Annotated in this window: 17 protein-coding genes; 2 read left to right on the forward strand and 15 right to left on the reverse strand. The window is 68.9% G+C overall.

From position 1 onward, the window contains the following. Positions 1–126 precede the first annotated feature (126 nt). From recQ to B5557_RS18465, 15 genes are all read right to left on the reverse strand, one after another. Complete coding sequence (gene recQ, locus B5557_RS18395) at positions 127–2,160, reverse strand: DNA helicase RecQ (RefSeq protein WP_079660494.1); 2,034 nt, start codon at positions 2,158–2,160, stop codon at positions 127–129. Positions 2,161–2,386: 226 nt separating this feature from the next. Further along, a complete protein-coding gene (gene nuoN, locus B5557_RS18400) occupies positions 2,387–4,045 on the reverse strand; it encodes an NADH-quinone oxidoreductase subunit NuoN (protein WP_079660495.1) in 1,659 nt (552 codons plus the stop codon). After that, positions 4,042–5,613 carry an NADH-quinone oxidoreductase subunit M gene (locus tag B5557_RS18405; protein WP_079660496.1) on the reverse strand — a complete coding sequence of 524 codons (1,572 nt, stop codon included), beginning with the start codon at positions 5,611–5,613 and terminating at the stop codon, positions 4,042–4,044. The genes nuoN and B5557_RS18405 overlap by 4 nt, the downstream gene beginning before the upstream one ends. Positions 5,614–5,618: 5 nt before the next feature. After that, positions 5,619–7,583 (reverse strand): NADH-quinone oxidoreductase subunit L, encoded by a 1,965-nt coding sequence (nuoL, locus tag B5557_RS18410; protein ID WP_079660497.1) that lies wholly within the window; start codon positions 7,581–7,583, stop codon positions 5,619–5,621. A 15-nt stretch (positions 7,584–7,598) separates the two neighbouring features. Beyond that, positions 7,599–7,898, reverse strand: a complete 300-nt coding sequence (gene nuoK, locus B5557_RS18415) for an NADH-quinone oxidoreductase subunit NuoK (protein ID WP_003974374.1) — start codon at positions 7,896–7,898, stop codon at positions 7,599–7,601. Continuing rightward, positions 7,895–8,737, reverse strand: a complete 843-nt coding sequence (locus B5557_RS18420; protein WP_079660498.1) for an NADH-quinone oxidoreductase subunit J — start codon at positions 8,735–8,737, stop codon at positions 7,895–7,897. Before B5557_RS18420 ends, nuoK begins: the two co-directional genes overlap by 4 nt. Beyond that, the gene (gene nuoI, locus B5557_RS18425) at positions 8,734–9,336 is read right to left on the reverse strand and encodes an NADH-quinone oxidoreductase subunit NuoI (RefSeq protein ID WP_079660499.1); all 603 of its coding nucleotides are present in this window, start codon (positions 9,334–9,336) and stop codon (positions 8,734–8,736) included. Before nuoI ends, B5557_RS18420 begins: the two co-directional genes overlap by 4 nt. Then, positions 9,329–10,690, reverse strand: a complete 1,362-nt coding sequence (nuoH, locus tag B5557_RS18430) for an NADH-quinone oxidoreductase subunit NuoH (protein WP_079660500.1) — start codon at positions 10,688–10,690, stop codon at positions 9,329–9,331. The genes nuoI and nuoH overlap by 8 nt, the downstream gene beginning before the upstream one ends. Next, positions 10,687–13,188, reverse strand: coding sequence for an NADH-quinone oxidoreductase subunit G (locus B5557_RS18435; protein ID WP_079660501.1), 2,502 nt, complete (start codon positions 13,186–13,188; stop codon positions 10,687–10,689). The genes nuoH and B5557_RS18435 overlap by 4 nt, the downstream gene beginning before the upstream one ends. Continuing rightward, a complete protein-coding gene (gene nuoF, locus B5557_RS18440) occupies positions 13,185–14,537 on the reverse strand; it encodes an NADH-quinone oxidoreductase subunit NuoF (RefSeq protein ID WP_173877700.1) in 1,353 nt (450 codons plus the stop codon). Before nuoF ends, B5557_RS18435 begins: the two co-directional genes overlap by 4 nt. Continuing rightward, positions 14,534–15,406: an NADH-quinone oxidoreductase subunit NuoE gene (gene nuoE, locus B5557_RS18445; protein WP_079660503.1), complete on the reverse strand. Its 873-nt coding sequence runs from the start codon at positions 15,404–15,406 to the stop codon at positions 14,534–14,536. Before nuoE ends, nuoF begins: the two co-directional genes overlap by 4 nt. After that, the gene (locus B5557_RS18450; protein ID WP_079660504.1) at positions 15,403–16,743 is read right to left on the reverse strand and encodes an NADH-quinone oxidoreductase subunit D; all 1,341 of its coding nucleotides are present in this window, start codon (positions 16,741–16,743) and stop codon (positions 15,403–15,405) included. The genes nuoE and B5557_RS18450 overlap by 4 nt, the downstream gene beginning before the upstream one ends. Continuing rightward, positions 16,740–17,483, reverse strand: a complete 744-nt coding sequence (locus tag B5557_RS18455) for an NADH-quinone oxidoreductase subunit C (RefSeq protein ID WP_162499683.1) — start codon at positions 17,481–17,483, stop codon at positions 16,740–16,742. Before B5557_RS18455 ends, B5557_RS18450 begins: the two co-directional genes overlap by 4 nt. Positions 17,484–17,545: 62 nt before the next feature. Then, on the reverse strand, positions 17,546–18,100 hold the full coding sequence (locus tag B5557_RS18460; RefSeq protein WP_055635348.1) for a NuoB/complex I 20 kDa subunit family protein: 555 nt from the start codon (positions 18,098–18,100) through the stop codon (positions 17,546–17,548). A 13-nt stretch (positions 18,101–18,113) separates the two neighbouring features. Next, positions 18,114–18,473: an NADH-quinone oxidoreductase subunit A gene (locus tag B5557_RS18465; protein WP_007383963.1), complete on the reverse strand. Its 360-nt coding sequence runs from the start codon at positions 18,471–18,473 to the stop codon at positions 18,114–18,116. A 754-nt stretch (positions 18,474–19,227) separates the two neighbouring features. On the opposite strand from B5557_RS18465, the gene B5557_RS18470 reads away from it, so the two are divergent. Together B5557_RS18470 and def are read left to right on the forward strand one after the other, a co-directional pair. Beyond that, the gene (locus tag B5557_RS18470; protein ID WP_079660505.1) at positions 19,228–20,028 is read left to right on the forward strand and encodes a C40 family peptidase; all 801 of its coding nucleotides are present in this window, start codon (positions 19,228–19,230) and stop codon (positions 20,026–20,028) included. Positions 20,029–20,546: 518 nt separating this feature from the next. After that, the gene (def, locus tag B5557_RS18475; RefSeq protein ID WP_079660506.1) at positions 20,547–21,245 is read left to right on the forward strand and encodes a peptide deformylase; all 699 of its coding nucleotides are present in this window, start codon (positions 20,547–20,549) and stop codon (positions 21,243–21,245) included. Positions 21,246–21,310 lie beyond the last annotated feature (65 nt).

The raw sequence follows: 21,310 nt of genomic DNA on the forward strand, positions 1-21,310 counted from the left end.
CCAGCCGAAACCGAAGCCGAAGCCGAACCGGGTCATTCCTGCCAGGCACGCCTCCAGCCAGTACCCGACCAGTCCCCGATAGCCCGTCCCCAACCGGTCCCCGACCGGCCCCCGAGGTCGAGTTCGCTATATCCAGTCCTCGGGCTCCGGCTCCTCGTCCATCTCGGGCCAGTGGTCCGGGTCTCCCGGATCCGCGTCGGCGGCCGGGGCAGCGCCGGGAGCGGGGCCGTCGGCGGGCGCTGGAACGGCGGTGTCCGGCGTACCGCCCAGTGAGGCCAGGACCTCCACCACGCCCTCGCCGTACGTCGCCAGCTTCTTCTCGCCGACGCCGCTGATGCCGCCGAGTTGTCGCACCGACGTGGGCCACACCGTGGCGATCTCCCGGAGTGTGGCGTCGTGGAAGATGACGTACGCGGGAACGCCCTGTTCGCGGGCCTGTTCGGCACGCCAGGCGCGCAGGGCCTCGAAAGCGGGCAGCAGTTGCTCGGGCAGCTCGACCGCGGCCGTCTTCGCCTTGCCCCTGCCGGAGGAGGACGAGCCCGACGTCTTCGCCGCCGCCGGTTTCTTCGGTTCCTTGCGCAGCGGCACGTCCCGCTCGCGGCGCAGCACCGCCCCGCTTGCCTCCGTCAGCACCAGCGTGCCGTACTCCCCCTCGACCGCGAGCAGCCCCTGGGCCAGCAGCTGCCGTACGACGCCCCGCCATTCACCCTCGGTGAGGTCCTCGCCGATGCCGAACACCGACAGTTGGTCGTGGTCGAACTGGATCACCTTGGCCGTACGCTTGCCCATCAGGATGTCGACGATCTGCACCGCGCCGAACTTCTGTCCGCGCTCGCGCTGCAGTCGCACCACGGTCGACAGCACCTTCTGGGCCGCGACCGTGCCGTCCCAGGTCTCCGGCGGTGCGAGGCAGGTGTCGCAGTTGCCGCAACCCACCGGAGCCGGTTCCTGGCCGAAGTAGGCGAGGAGTTGGCCGCGGCGGCACTGGGCGGTCTCGCACAGTGCCAGCATCGAGTCCAGGTGGGCGGCGGCCCGCCGCCGGAAGGCCTCGTCGCCCTCGCCGGACTGGATCAGTTTGCGCTGCTGTATGACGTCGTTGAGGCCGTACGCCATCCAGGCAGTGGAGGGCAGTCCGTCACGGCCTCCGCGCCCCGTCTCCTGGTAGTAGCCCTCGATCGACTTGGGCAGGTCGAGGTGGGCGACGAAACGCACGTCCGGCTTGTCGATGCCCATGCCGAAGGCGATCGTCGCGCAGACGACCAGGCCCTCCTCCCGCAGGAACCGGGACTGGTGGGCCGCGCGCGTCCCCGCGTCCAGACCCGCGTGGTAGGGCACCGCCTCGACGCCGTTGCGGGAGAGGAACTCGGCGGTCTTCTCCACGGAGTTGCGCGAGAGGCAGTACACGATGCCCGCGTCGCCCGTGTGCTCCTCGCGCAGAAAGCTCAGCAACTGCTTCTTGGGGTCGGCCTTGGGCACGATCCGGTACTGGATGTTGGGCCGGTCGAAGCTCGCCACGAAGTGGCGGGCCGTCGGCATGTTCAGCCGCTGGGTGATCTCCTCGTGCGTCGCGCGGGTGGCCGTCGCCGTGAGGGCGATCCGAGGGACGTCCGGCCAGCGCTCGCCGAGCAGGGAGAGGGAGAGGTAGTCGGGGCGGAAGTCGTGGCCCCACTGGGACACGCAGTGCGCCTCGTCGATCGCGAAGAGCGCGACCTTGCCTCGTGAGAGGAGGTCCAGGGTGGATTCCAGGCGCAGTCGCTCCGGCGCCAGGTACAGCAGGTCCAGCTCGCCGGCGAGGAACTCGGCCTCGACGACGCGCCGCTCGTCGAAGTCCTGCGTGGAGTTGACGAATCCGGCGCGCACGCCGAGCGCCCGCAACGCGTCCACCTGGTCCTGCATGAGTGCGATCAGTGGCGAGACGACGATGCCCGTACCGGGTCTGACCAGGGCGGGGATCTGGTAGCACAGCGACTTGCCGCCGCCTGTCGGCATGAGGACGACCGCGTCCCCTCCGGCCACCACGTGCTCGATGACCGCTTCCTGCTCGCCGCGGAAGGCCTCGTACCCGAAGACCCGGTGCAGCGTGGCCAGCGCCTCGCTCTCGGTCCGCCCCGGCGTCCCGGTGATCCCTGTCATCCCGCTGATCCCACCCGTCCCACCCATCGCCTGTCCCCCGTACGTCGTCCCTCGACCACTGCCTCCACGATAGGGGTCCGGACTGACAGCGCCCGAGTTATCCACAGGCCGGTTCCGGTGACTCTGCGTAATGAGGGCGGGGAAGTCCCTGAACTCGATCACCTGTACGACGTCGACGGGCCCGGCCCCCGCTGGGGGGAACCGGGCCCGTCGCACAGCCGCGACGCGGGTCAGCGCACCGCGGCGCAGCGGTTCAGCGCACGAACACTCCCGCCTGGTTCGCCAGGTCCAGGAAGTACTGCGGCGCCACACCGAGCACCAGCGTGACCGCCACGCCCACCCCGATCGCCATCATCGTCAGCGGCGACGGAACGGCGACGGTCGGACCCTCGGGCCGCGGCTCGCTGAAGAACATCAGCACGATCACCCGGATGTAGAAGAAGGCGGCGATCGCCGACGAGATCACACCGACGACGACCAGCGGGGCCGCGCCGCCCTCCGCGGCCGCCTTGAACACGGCGAACTTCCCGGCGAAGCCGGAGGTCAGCGGGATGCCCGCGAAAGCCAGCAGGAACACCGCGAACACGGCCGCCACCAGCGGCGACCGCCGGCCGAGCCCCGCCCACTTGGACAGGTGCGTGGCCTCGCCGCCGGCGTCGCGCACGAGGGTGACCACCGCGAACGCGCCGATCGTCACGAACGAGTACGCGGCCAGGTAGAAGAGGACGGACGAGACGCCGTCCGGAGTGGTCGCGATGACACCCGCAAGGATGAATCCGGCGTGCGCGATGGACGAGTACGCCAGCAACCGCTTGATGTCGGTCTGCGTGATCGCGACGATCGCGCCGCCCAGCATGGTGACGATCGCAACGCCCCACATGACCGGCCGCCAGTCCCAGCGCAGGCCGGGCAGGACGACGTACAGCAGACGCAGCAGCGCACCGAAGGCGGCCACCTTGGTCGCCGCGGCCATGAAGCCGGTGACCGGGGTCGGCGCGCCCTGGTAGACGTCGGGCGTCCACATGTGGAACGGCACCGCGCCCACCTTGAAGAGGAGCCCCATGACGATCATCGCGGCGCCGACGAGGAGCAGCGCGTCATTGCCCATGGTGTCGGCGAGCGCCGGGTCGACGTTCTTGATCGTGCCGTCGACGACCTGCGCGATCGTCCCGTATGACACCGAGCCCGCATACCCGTACAGCAGTGCGATGCCGAAGAGGGTGAACGCGGAGGCGAACGCGCCGAGGAGGAAGTACTTGACCGCGGCCTCCTGCGACATGAGCCGCTTGCGGCGGGCCAGTGCGCACAGGAGGTACAGGGGCAGCGAGAAGACTTCCAGGGCGATGAAGAGGGTCAGCAGGTCGTTGGCCGACGGGAAGACCAGCATGCCGGCGACCGCGAACAGCAGCAGCGGGAAGACCTCGGTGGTCGTGAAACCGGCCTTGACCGCGGCCTTCTCACTGTCGCTGCCCGGCACGGAGGCCGCCTGGGCGGCGAACGAGTCGACCCTGTTGCCGTGCGTCTCGGGGTCGAGGCGCCGTTCGGCGAAGGTGAACAGGCCGACGAGGGCGGCCAGCAGGATCGTGCCCTGCAGGAAGAGGGCCGGTCCGTCGACCGCGATCGCGCCCATGGCGGCGATGCGTGCCTTCGTGGTGCCGTACCCGCCCTCCGCCAGCGCGATCACGGCGGCGAAGGCGGCGACCAGCGCCACGACGGATACGAACACCTGTGCGTAATAGCGGTGCTTGCGCGGCACGAACGCCTCGACCAGCACCCCGATGATCGCCGCGCCGATGACGATCAAGGTGGGCGACAATTGCCCGTACTCGATCTTCGGGGAGTCGATCTTCGAGATCGGTTCGGCCGCGGTTGCCGCCGTTGTCCACAGGCTGTGGACGGCTGATGCGCTCACTTGGCCGCCTCCACCTCGGGCTTGGGGTCCTTCTTGTGTACGTCGGACAGGGTCTGCTTGACCGCGGGGTTCACGATGTCCGTGACCGGCTTCGGGTAGACCCCGAGGAAGATCAGCAGCACGATCAGCGGGGCGACGACCACGAGCTCACGCGCGCGGAGGTCCGGCATCGCGGCGACCTCGGGTTTCACCGGGCCCGTCATCGTCCGCTGATAGAGGACGAGGGTGTAGAGCGCGGCGAGGACGATGCCGAAGGTGGCGATGATGCCGATCGCCGGGTAGCGCGCGAACGTGCCGACCAGGACGAGGAACTCGCTCACGAAGGGCGCGAGCCCCGGCAGTGACAGCGTCGCCAGACCGCCGATCAGGAAGGTGCCGGCGAGCACCGGGGCGACCTTCTGCACACCGCCGTAGTCGGCGATGAGCCGCGAGCCGCGCCGCGAGATCAGGAAGCCCGCGACCAGCATCAGGGCGGCCGTCGAAATGCCGTGGTTGACCATGTACAACGTCGCGCCGGACTGACCCTGGCTGGTCATCGCGAAGATGCCCAGGATGATGAACCCGAAGTGCGAGATCGACGCGTAAGCCACCAGCCGCTTGATGTCCCGCTGTCCCACGGCGAGCAGCGCCCCGTAGATGATGCTGATCACCGCGAGGACGAGGATGACGGGCGTCGCCCACTTGCTCGCCTCCGGGAACAGCTGGAGGCAGAACCGGAGCATCGCGAAGGTGCCCACCTTGTCGACGACCGCCGTGATGAGCACGGCGACCGGAGCCGTGGCCTCGCCCATGGCGTTGGGCAGCCAGGTGTGCAACGGCCACAGGGGGGCCTTCACCGCGAAGGCGAAGAAGAAGCCGAGGAACAGCCAGCGTTCGGTGTTCGTCGCCATGTCGAGCGTTCCGTTGGCGCGCGCCTGAGCGATCTCCGCGAGCGAGAAGTTCCCGGCGGCCACATAGAGGCCGATCACCGCGGCCAGCATGATCAGGCCGCCGACCAGGTTGTACAGCAGGAACTTCACGGCCGCGTACGACCGTTGCGTGGACGCCGTCTCCTCACCGTGCTCGTGCGCACGGTCCCCGAAGCCGCCGATGAGGAAGTACATCGGGATGAGCATGGCTTCGAAGAAGATGTAGAAGAGGAAGACGTCGGTGGCCTCGAAGGAGATGATCACCATCGCCTCGACGGCCAGGATCAGGGCGAAGAAGCCCTGCGTCGGCCGCCAGCGCTTGTTGCCCGTCTCCAGCGGGTCGGCGTCGTGCCAGCCCGCCAGGATGATGAACGGGATCAGCAGGGCGGTCAGCGCGATGAGAGCCACCGCGATGCCGTCCACGCCCAGTTCGTACCTGACCCCGAATTCCTTGATCCAGGAGTGGGATTCGGTGAGTTGGTAGCGGTCGCCGTCGGGGTCGAAGCGGACCAGGACGACGATCGCCAGGGCGAGCGTAGCGAGGGAGAACAGCAGCGCCAGCGCTTTGGCGGCGTTGCGCCGGGCGGCCGGTACGGCGGCCGTGGCGATCGCCCCGATCGCCGGGAGTGCCGCCGTCGCTGTCAGCAGAGGAAAGGACATCGGTATCAGACCGCCCTCATCAGCAGGGTCGCGGCGACGAGGATCGCCGCACCGCCGAACATCGAGACCGCGTACGACCGCGCGAAGCCGTTCTGCAGCTTGCGGAGGCGTCCGGACAGGCCGCCCATGGAGGCCGCCGTGCCGTTGACGACCCCGTCGACCAGGGTGTGGTCGACGTACACAAGGGAGCGCGTGAGGTGCTCGCCGCCGCGGACCAGGACGACGTGGTTGAAGTCGTCCTGGAGAAGGTCGCGGCGGGCGGCCCGGGTGAGCAGCGACCCGCGCGGGGCGAGGACCGGGACCGGGCGACGGCCGTACTGCGCGTAGGCGATGGCGACGCCGATCACCAGCACCACCATCGTGGAGAGGGTGACGGTGAGGGCGCTGACCGGCGAGTCGCCGTGGGAGTAGCCGGTGACGGGCTCGAGCCAGTGCAAGAAGCGGTCGCCGATGCTGAAGAACCCGCCCGCGAAGACCGATCCGAACGCCAGCAGGATCATCGGGATCGTCATGGACTTCGGCGACTCGTGCGGGTGCGGCTCCGCGTGTTCGCCGTGATGCTCGGCGGCCGGTTCCGCACTGGGCGCCTCGGGCGAACGAGTGGGTTGGTTCTTCCAACGCTCCTCGCCGAAGAACGTCATCAGCATCACGCGCGTCATGTAGTACGCGGTGATGGCCGCGCCGAGCAGCGCGCAGGCGCCGAGGATCCAGCCCTCGGTGCCGCCCTTGGCGAACGCCGCCTCGATGATCTTGTCCTTGGAGAAGAAGCCGGACAGGCCCGGGAAGCCGATGATCGCGAGATAGCCGAGGCCGAAGGTGACGAAGGTGACCGGCATGTACTTGCGAAGGCCGCCGTACTTGCGCATGTCGACCTCGTCGTTCATGCCGTGCATGACCGAGCCCGCACCGAGGAACAGCCCGGCCTTGAAGAAGCCGTGCGTCACCAGGTGCATGATCGCGAAGACGTAGCCGATGGGGCCGAGGCCCGCGGCCAGCACCATGTAGCCGATCTGCGACATCGTCGAGCCGGCCAGCGCCTTCTTGATGTCGTCCTTCGCGCAACCGACGATCGCACCGAACAGGAGGGTGACGGCGCCGACGACGGTGACGACGAGTTGCGCGTCGGGGGCCGCGTTGAAGATCGCGCCGGAGCGGACGATCAGGTACACACCGGCGGTCACCATCGTGGCCGCGTGGATGAGGGCCGAGACCGGGGTCGGGCCTTCCATCGCGTCCCCGAGCCAGGACTGCAGCGGCACCTGGGCGGACTTGCCGCAGGCGGCGAGCAGCAGCATCAGGGCGATGGCGGTGAGCTTGCCCTCGCCTGCGTCACCGGCGAGTCCCGCCTGCTCGTGCGTGCCCAGCAGCGGGCCGAAGGCGAAGGTCCCGAACGTGGTGAACATCAGCATGATGGCGATCGACAGGCCCATGTCGCCGACCCGGTTGACCAGGAAGGCCTTCTTCGCGGCCGTCGCGGCACTGGGCTTGTGCTGCCAGAAGCCGATGAGCAGGTAGGACGCGAGACCGACGCCCTCCCAGCCGACGTACAGCAGCAGGTAGTTGTCGGCGAGGACGAGCAGCAGCATCGCCGCGAGGAACAGGTTCAGGTAGCCGAAGAAGCGGCAGCGCCGCTCGTCGTGCTCCATGTACCCGACCGAGTACAGGTGGATCAGCGAGCCGACGCCCGTGATCAGCAGCACGAACGTCATCGACAACTGGTCGAGGCGGAACGCGACGTCCGCCTGGAAACCCTCGACCGGGACCCAGCTGAACAGGTGCTGCGTCAGTGTCCGGTGTTCGGCGTCCTTGCTCAGCAGGTCGCTGAAGAGGACGACGCCGAACACGAAGGAGACCGCCGACAGGAGCGTGCCGATCCAGTGGCCCACGGCGTCGAGCCGGCGGCCGCCGACCAGGAGGACGGCCGCTCCGAGCAGGGGCGCCGCGATGAGCAGCGCAATCAGGTTCTCCACGATTCTTCCGACCCCTTACAGCTTCATCAGGCTGGCGTCGTCGACCGAGGCCGAGTGGCGGGAACGGAACAGCGACACGATGATCGCGAGTCCCACCACGACCTCCGCGGCGGCGACGACCATCGTGAAGAAGGCGATGATCTGGCCGTCGAGATTGCCGTGCATCCGGGAGAAGGCGACGAACGCGAGGTTGCAGGCGTTGAGCATGAGCTCGATGCACATGAACACGACGATCGCGTTGCGCCTGATCAGTACGCCCGTCGCACCGATCGTGAACAACAGGGCGGCGAGATAGAGGTAGTTGACGGGGTTCACTTCGACGCCTCCTCGGTCCGCTTCAGGTGCGGCGGCTCGATCGCGGCCCGCTCCAGACGCTCCTCGGCCCGCCGCTCCAGGGCCTTGAGATCGTTGAGCGCCTCGGTGGACACGTCCCGGACCTGCCCGCGCTCGCGCAGTGTCTTGCTGACCGTGAGCTCCGACGGAGTGCCGTCGGGCAGCAGACCCTGGATGTCGACGGCGTTGTGCCGCGCGTACACACCGGGTGCGGGCAGCGGCGGTACGTGCTTGCCCTCGCGGACACGCTGCTCGGACAGCTCCCGCTGGGTCTTGGCGCGCTCGGTGCGCTCGCGGTGGGTGAGCACCATGGCGCCGACGGCGGCCGTGATGAGCAGGGCGCCGGTGATTTCGAAGGCGAAGACGTACTTGGTGAAGATGAGGGCCGCGAGGCCCTCCACGTTGCCGTTCGCGTTCGCCTCGGCGAGGCCGTTGAACTCCGTCAGGGAGGCGTTGCCGATGCCGGCGATCAGCAGGATGCCGAAGCCGAGGCCACTGACGAGGGCCAGCCAGCGCTGGCCCTTGATGGTCTCCTTCAGCGAGTCCGCCGCGGTGACGCCGACGAGCATCACCACGAACAGGAACAGCATCATGATCGCGCCGGTGTAGACGACGATCTGCACGATGCCCAGGAAGTAGGCGCCGTTGGCGAGATAGAACACCGCCAGGATGATCATGGTGCCGGCGAGACAGAGCGCGCTGTGCACGGCCCTCTTCATGAAGACGGTGCACAGGGCGCCGATCACGGCGACGGTGCCGAGCACCCAGAACTGGAAGGCCTCGCCGGTGGACGTGGAGTAGGCGGCGAGCTGCGCGCTCATGCCTCCACCTCCTCTTGCGAGGGCTTCTCGCCGTTGGAGACCGCCACCTGGCGTTCCGTGCCGGGCGCTGCCTCCGTCACCAGACCCCGGTAGTAGTCCTGCTCGTCCGTCCCCGGGTAGATGGCGTGGGGGGTGTCCACCATGCCGTCCTCGAGGCCGGCGAGCAGCTGCTCCTTGGTGTAGATCAGGTTGGCGCGGCTGGAGTCGGCGAGCTCGAACTCGTTGGTCATCGTCAACGCGCGCGTGGGGCACGCCTCGATGCACAGGCCGCACAGAATGCAACGGGCGTAGTTGATCTGGTAGACCCGCCCGTACCGCTCGCCCGGCGAGTAGCGCTCCTCCTCGGTGTTGTCCGCGCCCTCCACATAGATGGCGTCGGCGGGGCAGGCCCAGGCGCACAGCTCACAGCCGACGCACTTCTCCAGGCCGTCCGGATGGCGGTTGAGCTGGTGCCGTCCGTGGAACCGGGGAGCTGTGGTCTTCTGTTGCTCCGGGTACTGCTCGGTCAGCCGCTTCTTGAACATGGCCTTGAAGGTCACGCCGAAGCCGGCCACGGGGTTCTGGAAACCGGGCTTGGTCTCCTTGGGCTCCTCAGCCATCGGACGCCTCCTTTCCATCCAGCGATCCGTCACTCACAGTGTCCACCCCACCACTGACAATGAGCTCCCGCTCCCGTCGCGGACCGCGCCTGGGCACCGGCGGCAGCTCCTGTCCGGGCAGCGGCGGGACGGGGAATCCGCCCGCCATCGGGTCGAAGCCGGCGGGCTCGGCCGGGGCCTGCGCCTCCTTCCCCCCGTTGCGGAACATGTCCACGACGAAGGAGAGCAGCAGCAGGACCAGGGCACCGCCGCCGACATACAGCGCGATGTCGGCGAAGCCGTAGTTCTCGTTGCGCAGCGTCCGTACGGTCGCGACGAGCATCAGCCACGTCACCGAGACCGGGATCAGGACCTTCCAGCCGAGCTTCATCAACTGGTCGTAGCGCACGCGCGGCAGCGTGCCGCGCAGCCAGATGAAGAAGAACAGCAGCAGCTGCACCTTGACGACGAACCAGAGCATCGGCCACCAGCCGTGGTTCGCGCCCTCCCAGAAGCTGCTGACCGGCCAGGGGGCCCGCCAGCCGCCGAGGAAGAGCGTGGTCGACACCGCGGAGACCGTCACCATGTTCACGTACTCGGCGAGCATGAACAGCGCGAACTTGATCGACGAGTACTCGGTGTTGAAGCCGCCGACCAGGTCGCCCTCGGACTCCGGCATGTCGAAGGGGGCGCGGTTGGTCTCGCCGACCATCGTGACGATGTACAGGATGAACGAGACCGGCAGCAGGAGGATGTACCAGCGGTCCTGCTGCTGCTCGACGATCGTCGACGTCGACATCGACCCCGAGTAGAGGAACACCGAGGCGAAGGCGGCGCCCATCGCGATCTCGTAGGAGATCATCTGCGCGCAGGACCGCAGGCCGCCCAGCAGCGGGTAGGTGGAGCCGGAACTCCAGCCCGCCAGGACGATGCCGTAGATGCCGACGGAGGCGACCGCGAGGATGTAGAGCATCGCGATCGGCAGGTCGGTCAGCTGCATCGTGGTGCGCTGACCGAAGATCGAGATCTCGTTGTCGGCCGGCCCGAAGGGGATCACCGCGATAGCCATGAAGGCCGGGATGGCCGCGACGATCGGCGCGAGGACGTACACCACCTTGTCCGCGCGTTTGACGACGACGTCCTCCTTCAGCATCAGCTTGATGCCGTCGGCGAGGGACTGGAGCATGCCCCAGGGGCCGTGCCGGTTGGGGCCGATGCGCAGCTGCATCCAGGCGACGACCTTGCGCTCCCACACGATGGAGAACAGCACGGTCACCATCAGGAAGGCGAAGCAGAAGACCGCCTTGACGACGACCAGCCACCAGGGGTCGCGGCCGAACATCGAGAGGTCTTCAGCGGCGAGGTACGGGCTCATGCCTCCACCTCCTTGGGGGCGGCGGCGGACGTCGCCGGGCCGATACTGACGAGGGAGCCGGGCGTGGCCCCGGCGTCGGAGGCGACGCCCCGGCCGGTGGAGTTCAGCGGGAGCCAGACCACCCGGTCGGGCATCTCGGTGATCTGCAGCGGAAGTTCAACCACCCCGGCGGGTCCGGTCACGGCGAGGACGTCGCCGTCCTTGACGCCCGCCTCGGCGGCCGTGGCGGCCGACACACGCGCGCGTGCGGCGTGCCGGGTCCCGGCGAGCGCTTCGTCGCCCTGCTGGAGGACACCCTGGTCGAGCAGCAGGCGGTGCCCGGCGAGAACGGCCTCCCCGGCGGCGGGCCGCGGCAACTGCGCCGCGGCTTCCACGGGTTCGGTGGCCCGGGGGCCGTCCCAGGCGCCGAGCCGGTCGAGCTCCGCGCGCGCGGTGCGCAGGTCCGGCAGGCCGAGGTGGACGTCCATGGCGTCGGCGATCATCTGCAGCACGCGCGCGTCCCCGGGCGCGAGACGGCGGGTCATCTGGTCGGGCTTCAGGGCCGCCTCGAAGAAGCGGACCCGGCCCTCCCAGTTCAGGAAGGCGCCCGCCTTCTCGGCGACCGCGGCCACCGGCAGGACGACGTCGGCGTGCTCGGTGACCTCACCGGGCCGCAGCTCCAGCGACACCACGAAGCCGGCCTCGGCCAGCGCCTCACGCGCGCGTGCCGGGTCGGGCAGGTCCGCGACCTCGACGCCCGCGACGAGCAGCGCCTGAAGCTCCCCGGACGCGGCGGCCTCGATGATCTGCCCGGTGTCCCGGCCGTAGCGGTGCGGGAGTTCGGCCAGCCCCCAGGCCGCGGCGACCTCCTCACGCGCGCGTGGGTCGGTGGCCGGACGACCGCCCGGCAGCAGCGACGGCAGCGCACCCGCCTCGATCGCGCCCCGCTCGCCCGCCCGGCGCGGAATCCACGCCAACCGGGCGCCGGTGGCCGAGGAGGCCCGCACCGCGGCGGTGAGACCGCCGGCCACACGGGCCAGCCGCTCTCCGACGACGATCACCGCGCCGTCGGCCCGCAGCGCCTCGGCGGCCTTGGCGCCCCCGGTCTCCAGGCCGACACCGCTCGCCAGCGCGTCCAGCCACTCCGTCTCGGTGCCCGGAGCGGCCGGCAGCAGCGTGCCGCCCGCCTTCTCCAGTCCCCGGGTGGCGTGCGTGGCCAGCGAGAACACCCGCTGCCCGTGACCCCGCCAGGCCTTGCGCAGCCGCAGGAAGACACCGGGCGCCTCCTCCTCCGACTCGAACCCGACGAGCAGGACGGCGGGCGCCTTCTCCAGGGAGGTGTACGTGACTCCCGTACCGTCGAGGTCACGGCCGCGGCCGGCGACGCGGGCGGCCAGGAAGTCGGCCTCCTCGCCGCTGTGCACGCGCGCGCGGAAGTCGATGTCGTTGGTGTCGAGCGCCACGCGCGCGAACTTGCTGTACGCGTAGGCGTCCTCGATGGTGAGCCGGCCGCCGGTCAGGACGCCGGTCCTGCCGCGCGACGCCAGCAGTCCCTGAGCCGCGATCTGCAAGGCCTCCGGCCAGGAAGCCGGTACGAGGTCCCCCTCGGCGTTGCGCACCAGAGGCGTTTCGAGCCGGTCCCGCGCTTGCGCATACCGGAACGCGAACCGCCCCTTGTCGCAGATCCACTCCTCGTTGACCTCGGGGTCGTTGGCGGCCAGGCGCCGCATGACCTTGCCGCGCCGGTGGTCGGTGCGCGTGGCGCAGCCGCCGGAGCAGTGCTCGCAGACCGAGGGCGAGGAGACCAGGTCGAAGGGCCGGGAGCGGAATCGGTACGCCGCAGAGGTCAGCGCGCCGACCGGGCAGATCTGGATGGTGTTGCCGGAGAAGTACGACTCGAAGGGATCGCCCTCTCCGGTCCCCACCTGCTGCAGCGCGCCGCGCTCGATGAGCTCGATCATCGGGTCGCCCGCCACCTGGTTGGAGAACCGGGTGCAGCGGGCACACAGCACGCACCGCTCACGGTCGAGCAGCACCTGCGTGGAGATCGGGACCGGCTTCTCGTAGGTCCGCTTGCGCCCCTCGAAGCGGGACTCGGCCTGGCCGTGCGACATGGCCTGGTTCTGCAGGGGGCACTCGCCGCCCTTGTCGCAGACCGGGCAGTCCAGCGGGTGGTTGATGAGGAGCAGCTCCATCACACCGTGCTGAGCCTTCTCGGCCACGGGTGACGTGAGGTGGGTCTTCACGACCATGCCGTCCGTACACGTGATCGTGCAGGACGCCATGGGCTTGCGCTGGCCCTCGACCTCGACGATGCACTGCCGGCACGCGCCGGCCGGGTCGAGGAGAGGATGGTCGCAGAAGCGGGGGATCTCGATGCCGAGTTGTTCGGCGGCCCGGATGACCAGGGTGCCCTTGGGCACGCTGATCTCGGCGCCGTCGATCGTCAGCGTCACGAGATCTTCCGGCGGGACCGCTGCCTCGCCGCCCCCGGAGGGAGCGCTGGTGGTCACCGTCATGCGTTCACCTCCGTGTGCTGGTCCGCCCAGGCCGTCGACCTGGCGGGGTCGAAGGGGCAGCCTCGGCCCGTGATGTGCTCCTCGTACTCCTCGCGGAAGTACTTGAGCGAGGAGAAGATCGGCGAGGCGGCGCCGTCGCCGAGGGCGCAGAAGGACTTGCCGTTGATGTTGTCGGCGATGTCGTTGAGCTTGTCGAGATCGGACAGGGCGCCCTTGCCGGCCTCGATGTCCCGCAGCAACTGCACGAGCCAGTAGGTGCCTTCGCGGCACGGTGTGCACTTTCCGCAGGACTCGTGGGCGTAGAACTCGGTCCAGCGGGTCACGGCGCGCACGACGCAGGTCGTTTCGTCGAAGCACTGCAGGGCTTTGGTGCCGAGCATGGAGCCGGCGGCGCCCACCCCTTCGTAGTCGAGAGGGACGTCGAGGTGTTCGTCGGTGAACATCGGCGTCGAGGAGCCGCCCGGCGTCCAGAACTTGAGCCGGTGCCCGGGTCGCATGCCGCCGCTCATCTCGAGGAGTTGGCGCAGGGTGATGCCGAGCGGGGCCTCGTACTGGCCGGGGCTGGCGACATGGCCGCTGAGCGAGTAGAGCGTGAAGCCGGGGGACTTCTCGCTTCCCATCGACCTGAACCATTCCTTGCCTTTTTGCAGGATGGCGGGAACTGACGCGATCGACTCGACGTTATTCACCACAGTCGGGCACGCATAGAGGCCCGCGACCGCAGGAAAGGGGGGACGGAGCCGCGGTTGACCACGGCGGCCTTCGAGCGAGTCGAGCAGCGCGGTCTCCTCACCGCAGATGTACGCGCCGGCGCCGGCGTGGACGGTGAGTTCGAGGTCGAGTCCGCTGCCCAGGATGTTCTCGCCGAGGTAGCCCGCCGCGTAGGCCTCGCGCACGGCCTCGTGCAACCGCCGCAGCACAGGGACGACTTCACCACGCAGATAGATGAAGGCATGAGACGACCTGATGGCATAACACGCGATCACAATGCCCTCGATGAGGCTATGCGGGTTCGCGAAGAGGAGCGGGATGTCCTTGCAGGTCCCGGGCTCCGATTCGTCGGCGTTGACAACTAGATAGTGCGGCTTTCCATCCCCCTGGGGAATGAACTGCCATTTCATTCCCGTCGGGAATCCCGCGCCGCCCCGCCCACGCAGACCGGAGTCCTTGACGTACGCGATGAGGTCGTCCGGCGACATGGCGAGCGCCTTGCGCAGGCCCTCGTATCCCTCGTGCCTTCGGTAGACGTCCAGACTCCAGGACCTGTCCTCGTCCCAGAAGGCCGACAGCACGGGTGCGAGCAGCTTCTCGGGGCTGCTGCCTTTCAGTTCGGGTGCCAAGGTCATCACTCCCCCTCCTCGGCGGTAGGCCCTGCCGGGTGGGCTGGGTCGGAGGCCGACGTGTCCTGCGGCGCATCGTGCGAACTCAGGTGCTCGGTGGGCGACGGCTCGTGCACCGCCCGGTCCTGCGGCTCGTCGTGCGGCCCGCCGTCCCGCGGGTGGACCACGCGCGCGGGTGCGGTCTCTCCCCTTGCCAGGCGAAGACCCACCAGCGACGCCGGTCCCGCACTGCCGCTCGCCTCGACAGCGCCGTCCCGCTCGTCGGGGAAGCCCGCCAGGATCCGGGCGGTCTCCTTGAAGGTGCACAGCGGCGCACCGCGCGTCGGCGAGACCGTGCGTCCGGTCCGCAGGTCGTCCACCAGGCGCTTGGCGCTCTGCACGGTCTGGTTGTCGAAGAACTCCCAGTTGACCATCACGACCGGCGCGAAGTCGCAGGCCGCGTTGCACTCAATGTGCTCCAGAGTGATCTTTCCGTCGTCGGTGGTCTCACCGTTGCCGACACCCAGGTACTCCTGGAGCTCCTCGAAGATCGCGTCGCCGCCCATCACCGCGCACAGCGTGTTGGTACAGACACCCAGCTGATAGTCACCGCTGGGACGGCGCCGGTACATGGTGTAGAAGGTGGCGACCGCGGTGACCTCGGCCGTGGTCAGGCCCAGCACGTCCGCGCAGAACCGCATCCCGGTGCGTGTGACGTGACCCTCCTCCGCCTGCACGAGGTGCAGCAACGGCAGGAGCGCGGACCGGGAGTCGGGGTAGCGGGCGATGATCTCGCGCGCGTCCGCCTCCAGCCGGGCTCGGACGTCGTCCGGGTAGGCGGGCGCGGGCAGTTCGGGCATGCCCAGGCTGACGCCCTGCTCGGAAGAAGAGGTGGTCACCGGTCGACGCCTCCCATCACGGGGTCGATGGACGCGACGGCGACGATGACGTCGGCGACCTGGCCGCCTTCGCACATCGCCGCCATGGCCTGCAGATTGGTGAAGGACGGATCCCGGAAGTGGACCCGGTAGGGGCGGGTGCCTCCGTCGGAGACGGCGTGTACCCCGAGTTCGCCCTTGGGCGACTCGACCGCCGCGTACGCCTGTCCCGGCGGGACGCGGAAACCCTCCGTGACCAGCTTGAAGTGGTGGATCAGGGCCTCCATCGAGGTGCCCATGATCTTCTTGATGTGGTCGAGGGAGTTGCCGAGACCGTCGGGGCCCAGGGCGAGCTGGGCGGGCCAGGCGATCTTCCGGTCGGCGACCATGACCGGGCCGGGCTGCAGCCGGTCCAGGCACTGCTCGACGATCCTGAGCGACTGGCGCATCTCCTCCAGGCGGATGAGGAAGCGGCCGTAGGAGTCGCAGGAGTCGGCGGTCGGGACGTCGAAGTCGTACGTCTCGTAGTCGCAGTACGGCTGCGCCTTGCGCAGGTCGTGCGGGAGGCCGGTGGAGCGCAGGATCGGGCCGGTGGCGCCGAGGGCCATGCAGCCGGAAAGGTCGAGATAGCCGACGTCCTGCATACGGGCCTTGAAGATGGGGTTCCCGGTGGCGAGCTTGTCGTACTCGGGGAGGTTCTTCTTCATCTTCTTGACGAACTCGCGGATCTGGTCCACCGCGCCGGGCGGCAGGTCCTGGGCGAGTCCGCCGGGGCGGATGTACGCGTGGTTCATCCGGAGGCCCGTGATGAGCTCGTAGATGTCGAGAATCATTTCACGATCACGGAATCCGTAGATCATGATCGTGGTGGCGCCGAGCTCCATGCCGCCGGTGGCGATGCACACCAGATGGGAGGACATCCGGTTCAGCTCCATCAGGAGCACCCGGATGATCTTGGCTCGCTCGGTGATCTGGTCCTCGATGCCGAGGAGCTTCTCGACGGCGAGACAGTAGGCGGTCTCGTTGAAGAAGGACGTCAGGTAATCCATGCGCGTCACGAACGTGGTGCCCTGCGTCCACGTGCGGTACTCGAGGTTCTTCTCGATGCCGGTGTGGAGGTAGCCGATGCCGCAGCGGGCCTCGGTGACCGTCTCGCCCTCGATCTCCAGGATGAGGCGGAGCACTCCGTGGGTGGACGGGTGCTGCGGCCCCATGTTGACGACGATGCGCTCGTCGTCGGCGCGGGCCGCGGACTGGACGACCTCGTCCCAGTCGCCACCGGTGACCGTGTACACGGTGCCCTCGGTGGTCTCGCGCGCCGAAGCGGCAGAGGCCGCGGATGCTGACTGCGTGCTCACGAGTACGACCTCCGCTGGTCCGGAGCCGGGATCTGGGCGCCCTTGTACTCGACGGGGATGCCGCCGAGGGGGTAGTCCTTGCGCTGCGGGTGGCCCTGCCAGTCGTCCGGCATCATGATCCGCGTCAGGGCCGGGTGACCGTCGAAGACGATCCCGAAGAAGTCGTAGGTCTCGCGCTCGTGCCAGTCGTTGGTCGGATACACGGAGACCAGGGACGGGATGTGCGGGTCGGCGTCCGGGGCGCTGACTTCGAGGCGGATCAGCCGATTGTGGGTGATCGAGCGCAGGTGGTAGACGGCGTGCAGCTCGCGGCCCTTGTCGTTCGGGTAGTGCACGGCGCTGACGCCGGTGCAGAGCTCGAAACGCAGGGCCGGGTCGTCGCGCAGGGTTCGGGCGACGCGCAGCAGGTGCTCGCGCTCGATGTGGAAGGTGAGCTCGTCGCGGTCGACGATCGTCTTCTCGATCGCGTTCTCGGGGAGGAGGCCCTGCTCCTCCAGTGCGCCCTCGAGTTCGTCGGCGACCTCGTCGAACCAGCCGCCGTAGGGCCGGCTCGCCGCCCCTGGGAGCCGGATCGAGCGGACCAGGCCGCCGTAGCCGGAGGTGTCGCCGCCGTTGTCGGCTCCGAACATGCCGCGCTGGACGCGAACCTCCTCGCCGCCCTGGCCGCGCTGGCCGGGGAGGTTGGAGGCGGAGAGATCCTTCTCGGGGTTGACCCCGTTCGAGCCGTTCGACCCGTTCACGCCGTTCGAGCCGTTCACCCCGTTCGAGGAGCCGTTCGCGCCATGGGTGCCGTTCGCGTCGCTCACCGCAGCAGCCCCTTCATCTCGATCGTGGGCAGGGCCTTGAGCGCCGCTTCCTCCGCCTCGCGGGCCGCCTCTTCGGCGTTCACGCCCAGCTTGGAGTTCTGGATCTTGTGGTGGAGCTTGAGGATCGCGTCCATCAGCATCTCGGGGCGCGGCGGGCAGCCCGGGAGGTAGATGTCGACGGGGACGATGTGGTCGACGCCCTGGACGATCGCGTAGTTGTTGAACATGCCGCCCGAGGAGGCGCACACCCCCATGGAGATGACCCACTTCGGGTTGGGCATCTGGTCGTAGACCTGCCGGAGCACCGGCGCCATCTTCTGGCTGACCCGGCCCGCGACGATCATCAGGTCCGCCTGGCGGGGCGAACCTCGGAAGACCTCCATACCGAAGCGCGCCAGGTCGTAGCGGCCTGCGCCGGTGGTCATCATCTCGATGGCACAGCAGGCGAGGCCGAACGTGGCGGGGAAGACGGACGCCTTGCGCACCCAGCCCGCGGCCTGCTCGACGGTGGTCAGCAGGAAGCCGCTCGGCAGCTTTTCTTCGAGTCCCATGACTAAAGGCCCCTCAGTCCCATTCCAGGCCGCCGCGCCGCCATACGTACGCGTACGCGACGAAGACGGTGAGCACGAAGAGCAGCATCTCCACGAGCCCGAAGACACCCAGGGCGTCGAAGGTGACGGCCCAGGGGTAGAGGAAGACGATCTCGATGTCGAAGACGATGAAGAGCATCGCCGTCAGGTAGTACTTGATGGGGAAGCGCCCGCCGCCGGCCGGCGTGGGGGTCGGCTCGATACCGCACTCGTAGGCCTCGAGCTTGGCGCGGTTGTACCGCTTCGGCCCGATCAGCGTGGCCATGACCACGGAGAAGATCGCAAAGCCTGCCCCGAGGGCTCCCAGTACGAGGATGGGCGCATACGCGTTCACCGCTCCTCGCTCCTCTCAGTCGGCACTGACTGCTGGCGATGGCATCGGACTCACGTCAGCCCCACCGGCCCCACGAACCCCGCCCGTCCCGGCGAAGATCGCGAACATGTGAAGCAGGTCACAAGCCCAACTGCCTCGCATCTTATGCCCGCCGCTCTGTGATCTGCGACACGGGGTATTACACAAGCTTTGTGATCTCCACCACCTGACGAAGGATCATGAAGTCATATCAGCGGTGATCTTCGTACGCGAAGCGTCAGAGTGATCACAAGAAGTGACATTTTCGCTCGTCACCGCAGGCCGCGAAGGGCGTCTCAATATCAAGAAGCTTCCCTTGCATGCAAATTCGTGGTGGACGCGGCGTCCTGATAAAGGGCCGCGTTCACACATCAGGGGGAGCGCGGGACGGGGTGTGGACGGCTCGTGGACGCGTGCACGCGTTCACGAGCGGAGGCGATCCCGCCGCATGCGCGAGACGCGGCCGCCGCGGTAACCGTTCCGTGACCTCCACCACATTCATGAGAGGCGCCTAAGAAGCGGGCTTGGCCAACGGTGTCGACCGGTGGTAGGTGCCGGGCAATCCGGGCGTAACGACGAAAGCCCATGATCACAGGCTTGATCACCTGCGTCCGTAATGTCCGTTACGGCGTCAATAAAGAACGCGAGGCAGGGGAATTGGGGCGTCGATTGAACAACTGTGGCGCAGCACACGTTTCTTGAAGGTATGGAGGAGCCCCTGATACCGGTTGGACTCATGTCCCACACCGCTCACATACGCAGCCACCGGAAACCCCGCCGCAGCGCGTCGACGATCGCGATGCGGGCCGGAGTCGCCAGTGGTGTCCTCGGCACGCTGGCCGTCGCCACGGCGGCCGGTTCGGCGAACGCCGCCGAGCCGGTGACGCAGACGCTCGAACTGCCCGTACTCACGGGCGACCTGGCCGCCCAGGTCGCGCAGTCCGCTCAGGCCACGCAGCAGGCCGCAGCGAACTACCAGCTGCAGGCCGAGCGTGACGCGGCCGCCGCAGCAGCCGCCAAGGAGGCCAAGAAGGACCTCGCCGACGCCAAGGCCGAGGCTACGAAGAAGGCCGAGGCCGCCCGCAAGGCCGCCGCCGAGCGTGCCACGCGCAACGCCGAGCGGACCACGCTGGCCTCGACGTCCGCGCCGAGCAGCAGCTTCACCAGCACGTCCACGGCGACCGGTTCGGCCGCCGCCGTCATCGCGTTCGTGAAGGCGCAGATCGGGGACGCCTACGTCTCCGGCGGCACGGGCCCGAACTCGTGGGACTGCTCGGGTCTGGTGCAGACCGCCTTCAAGCAGGTCGGCATCGACCTGCCGCGCGTCTCGCAGGACCAGTCCACCGCCGGCACCCAGGTGTCGCTGGACAACCTGCAGCCGGGCGACATCCTCTACTGGGGCAGCGCGGGCAGCGCGTACCACGTGGCGGTGTACGTCGGCGACGGCATGTTCGTCGGTGCGCAGAACCCGTCCACCGGCGTGGCCGAGAAGCCGCTGTCGTACGACCCGCCGACCGGAGCGGTGCGGGTGCTCTGACACCCTCTCGGTGCCCGTGAGGGCGCCTCACGCACGGAAGGGCCGCAGCCGCTCGGGGGCAGCGGCCCTTCGGGCTCCGCCTGCCCGCCCGGCGGCGGGCCCGATCGCCCCGCAGCTCGACCGCTCGCGCGGTCGGCCACGGGCGCCGCTCCCCCGGCGCGTTCGGGCGCGCATCGGCGCCCCCTCCGGCCCCTCCCACGCCCCCTCCGCACCTCTCCCGCGCCGGGCCTTCTCTCGCCAGCCCCCTCCCACATCGGGCTGGCCTCCTCGGCCGCCCTCTGGGTGCGTTCGGGCTGGCGTCAGCCGCGCCTCTGGCGCGCTCGGCCACGCATCCCGGCCTCGGCCCTTCCCTCGTCGTGCGGGCACCGCGCGCCGCTCTCTCGGCCTGCTCGACCACACGGGCTTCGCGGCTGCCACTCCTCTCCCGGCACGCGGACGTAGCTGTCGCTCTCCTGGAATGCTCGGTGGGCGGGTTGTGGAGCTCCATGGCCTGTCCATGAGACGGAGGAGAGAACGTCATGCCACGTGTGTTCGTGCAAGGGCAGCCGGTTGCCTCGTATCCGCCGTTCGCGCCGGAGGCCCGGGGTGGGTCGGTGCGGCGGATCACCGAGGTCGGTGAAGAGGTCCTGCACAAGTCCTGCCGGGACGTCACAGAGTTCGGGCCGGATCTGGCCGCGCTCATCGACGACATGTTCCTCACCATGTACGTCGCCGACGGGGCCGGCCTTGCGGCGAACCAGGTCGGTGTCGGACTGCGGGTCTTCGTCTACGACTGCTGGGACGACGAAGGTGTCCGACATGTCGGACACATCGTCAATCCGGTGCTGGATCGGCTCGACCCGGCCGGGCGACGGCTGCTCGACGAGGGCGAGGGGTGCCTGTCGGTGCCGGGCGCCGTCATGGACGTACCGCGGCCGGACCGGGCCGTGGTGCGGGGATACGACCGGGAAGGCCGTCCGCTGGTCGTCGAGGGGCGCGGGTACTTCGCGCGGTGCCTGGAGCACGAGAGTGACCATCTCGACGGACAGGTCTATCTGGACCGGCTCTCGAAGAGAGGCCGGAAGGACGCCCTGCGGCAGGTCGCGGACCGGCGGGAAGAGGTCTTCGCACGCCGGGCCGCCAAGGCCACGGTCCTGAGCCAAGCCCAGTCCCAGGAGGCCCAGCCCCAGGAGGCCCGGTCCCAGGAGGCCCAGTCTCAGGCCCTGCCACAGTCATGAGCCGGACCCGAACCCTGCCACCGCCCTGAGTCAGGCTCGGCCAACGCCCCCGGGCCGGACCGGCC

Source organism: Streptomyces sp. 3214.6, assembly GCF_900129855.1.
GTDB lineage: Bacteria > Actinomycetota > Actinomycetes > Streptomycetales > Streptomycetaceae > Streptomyces > Streptomyces soliscabiei.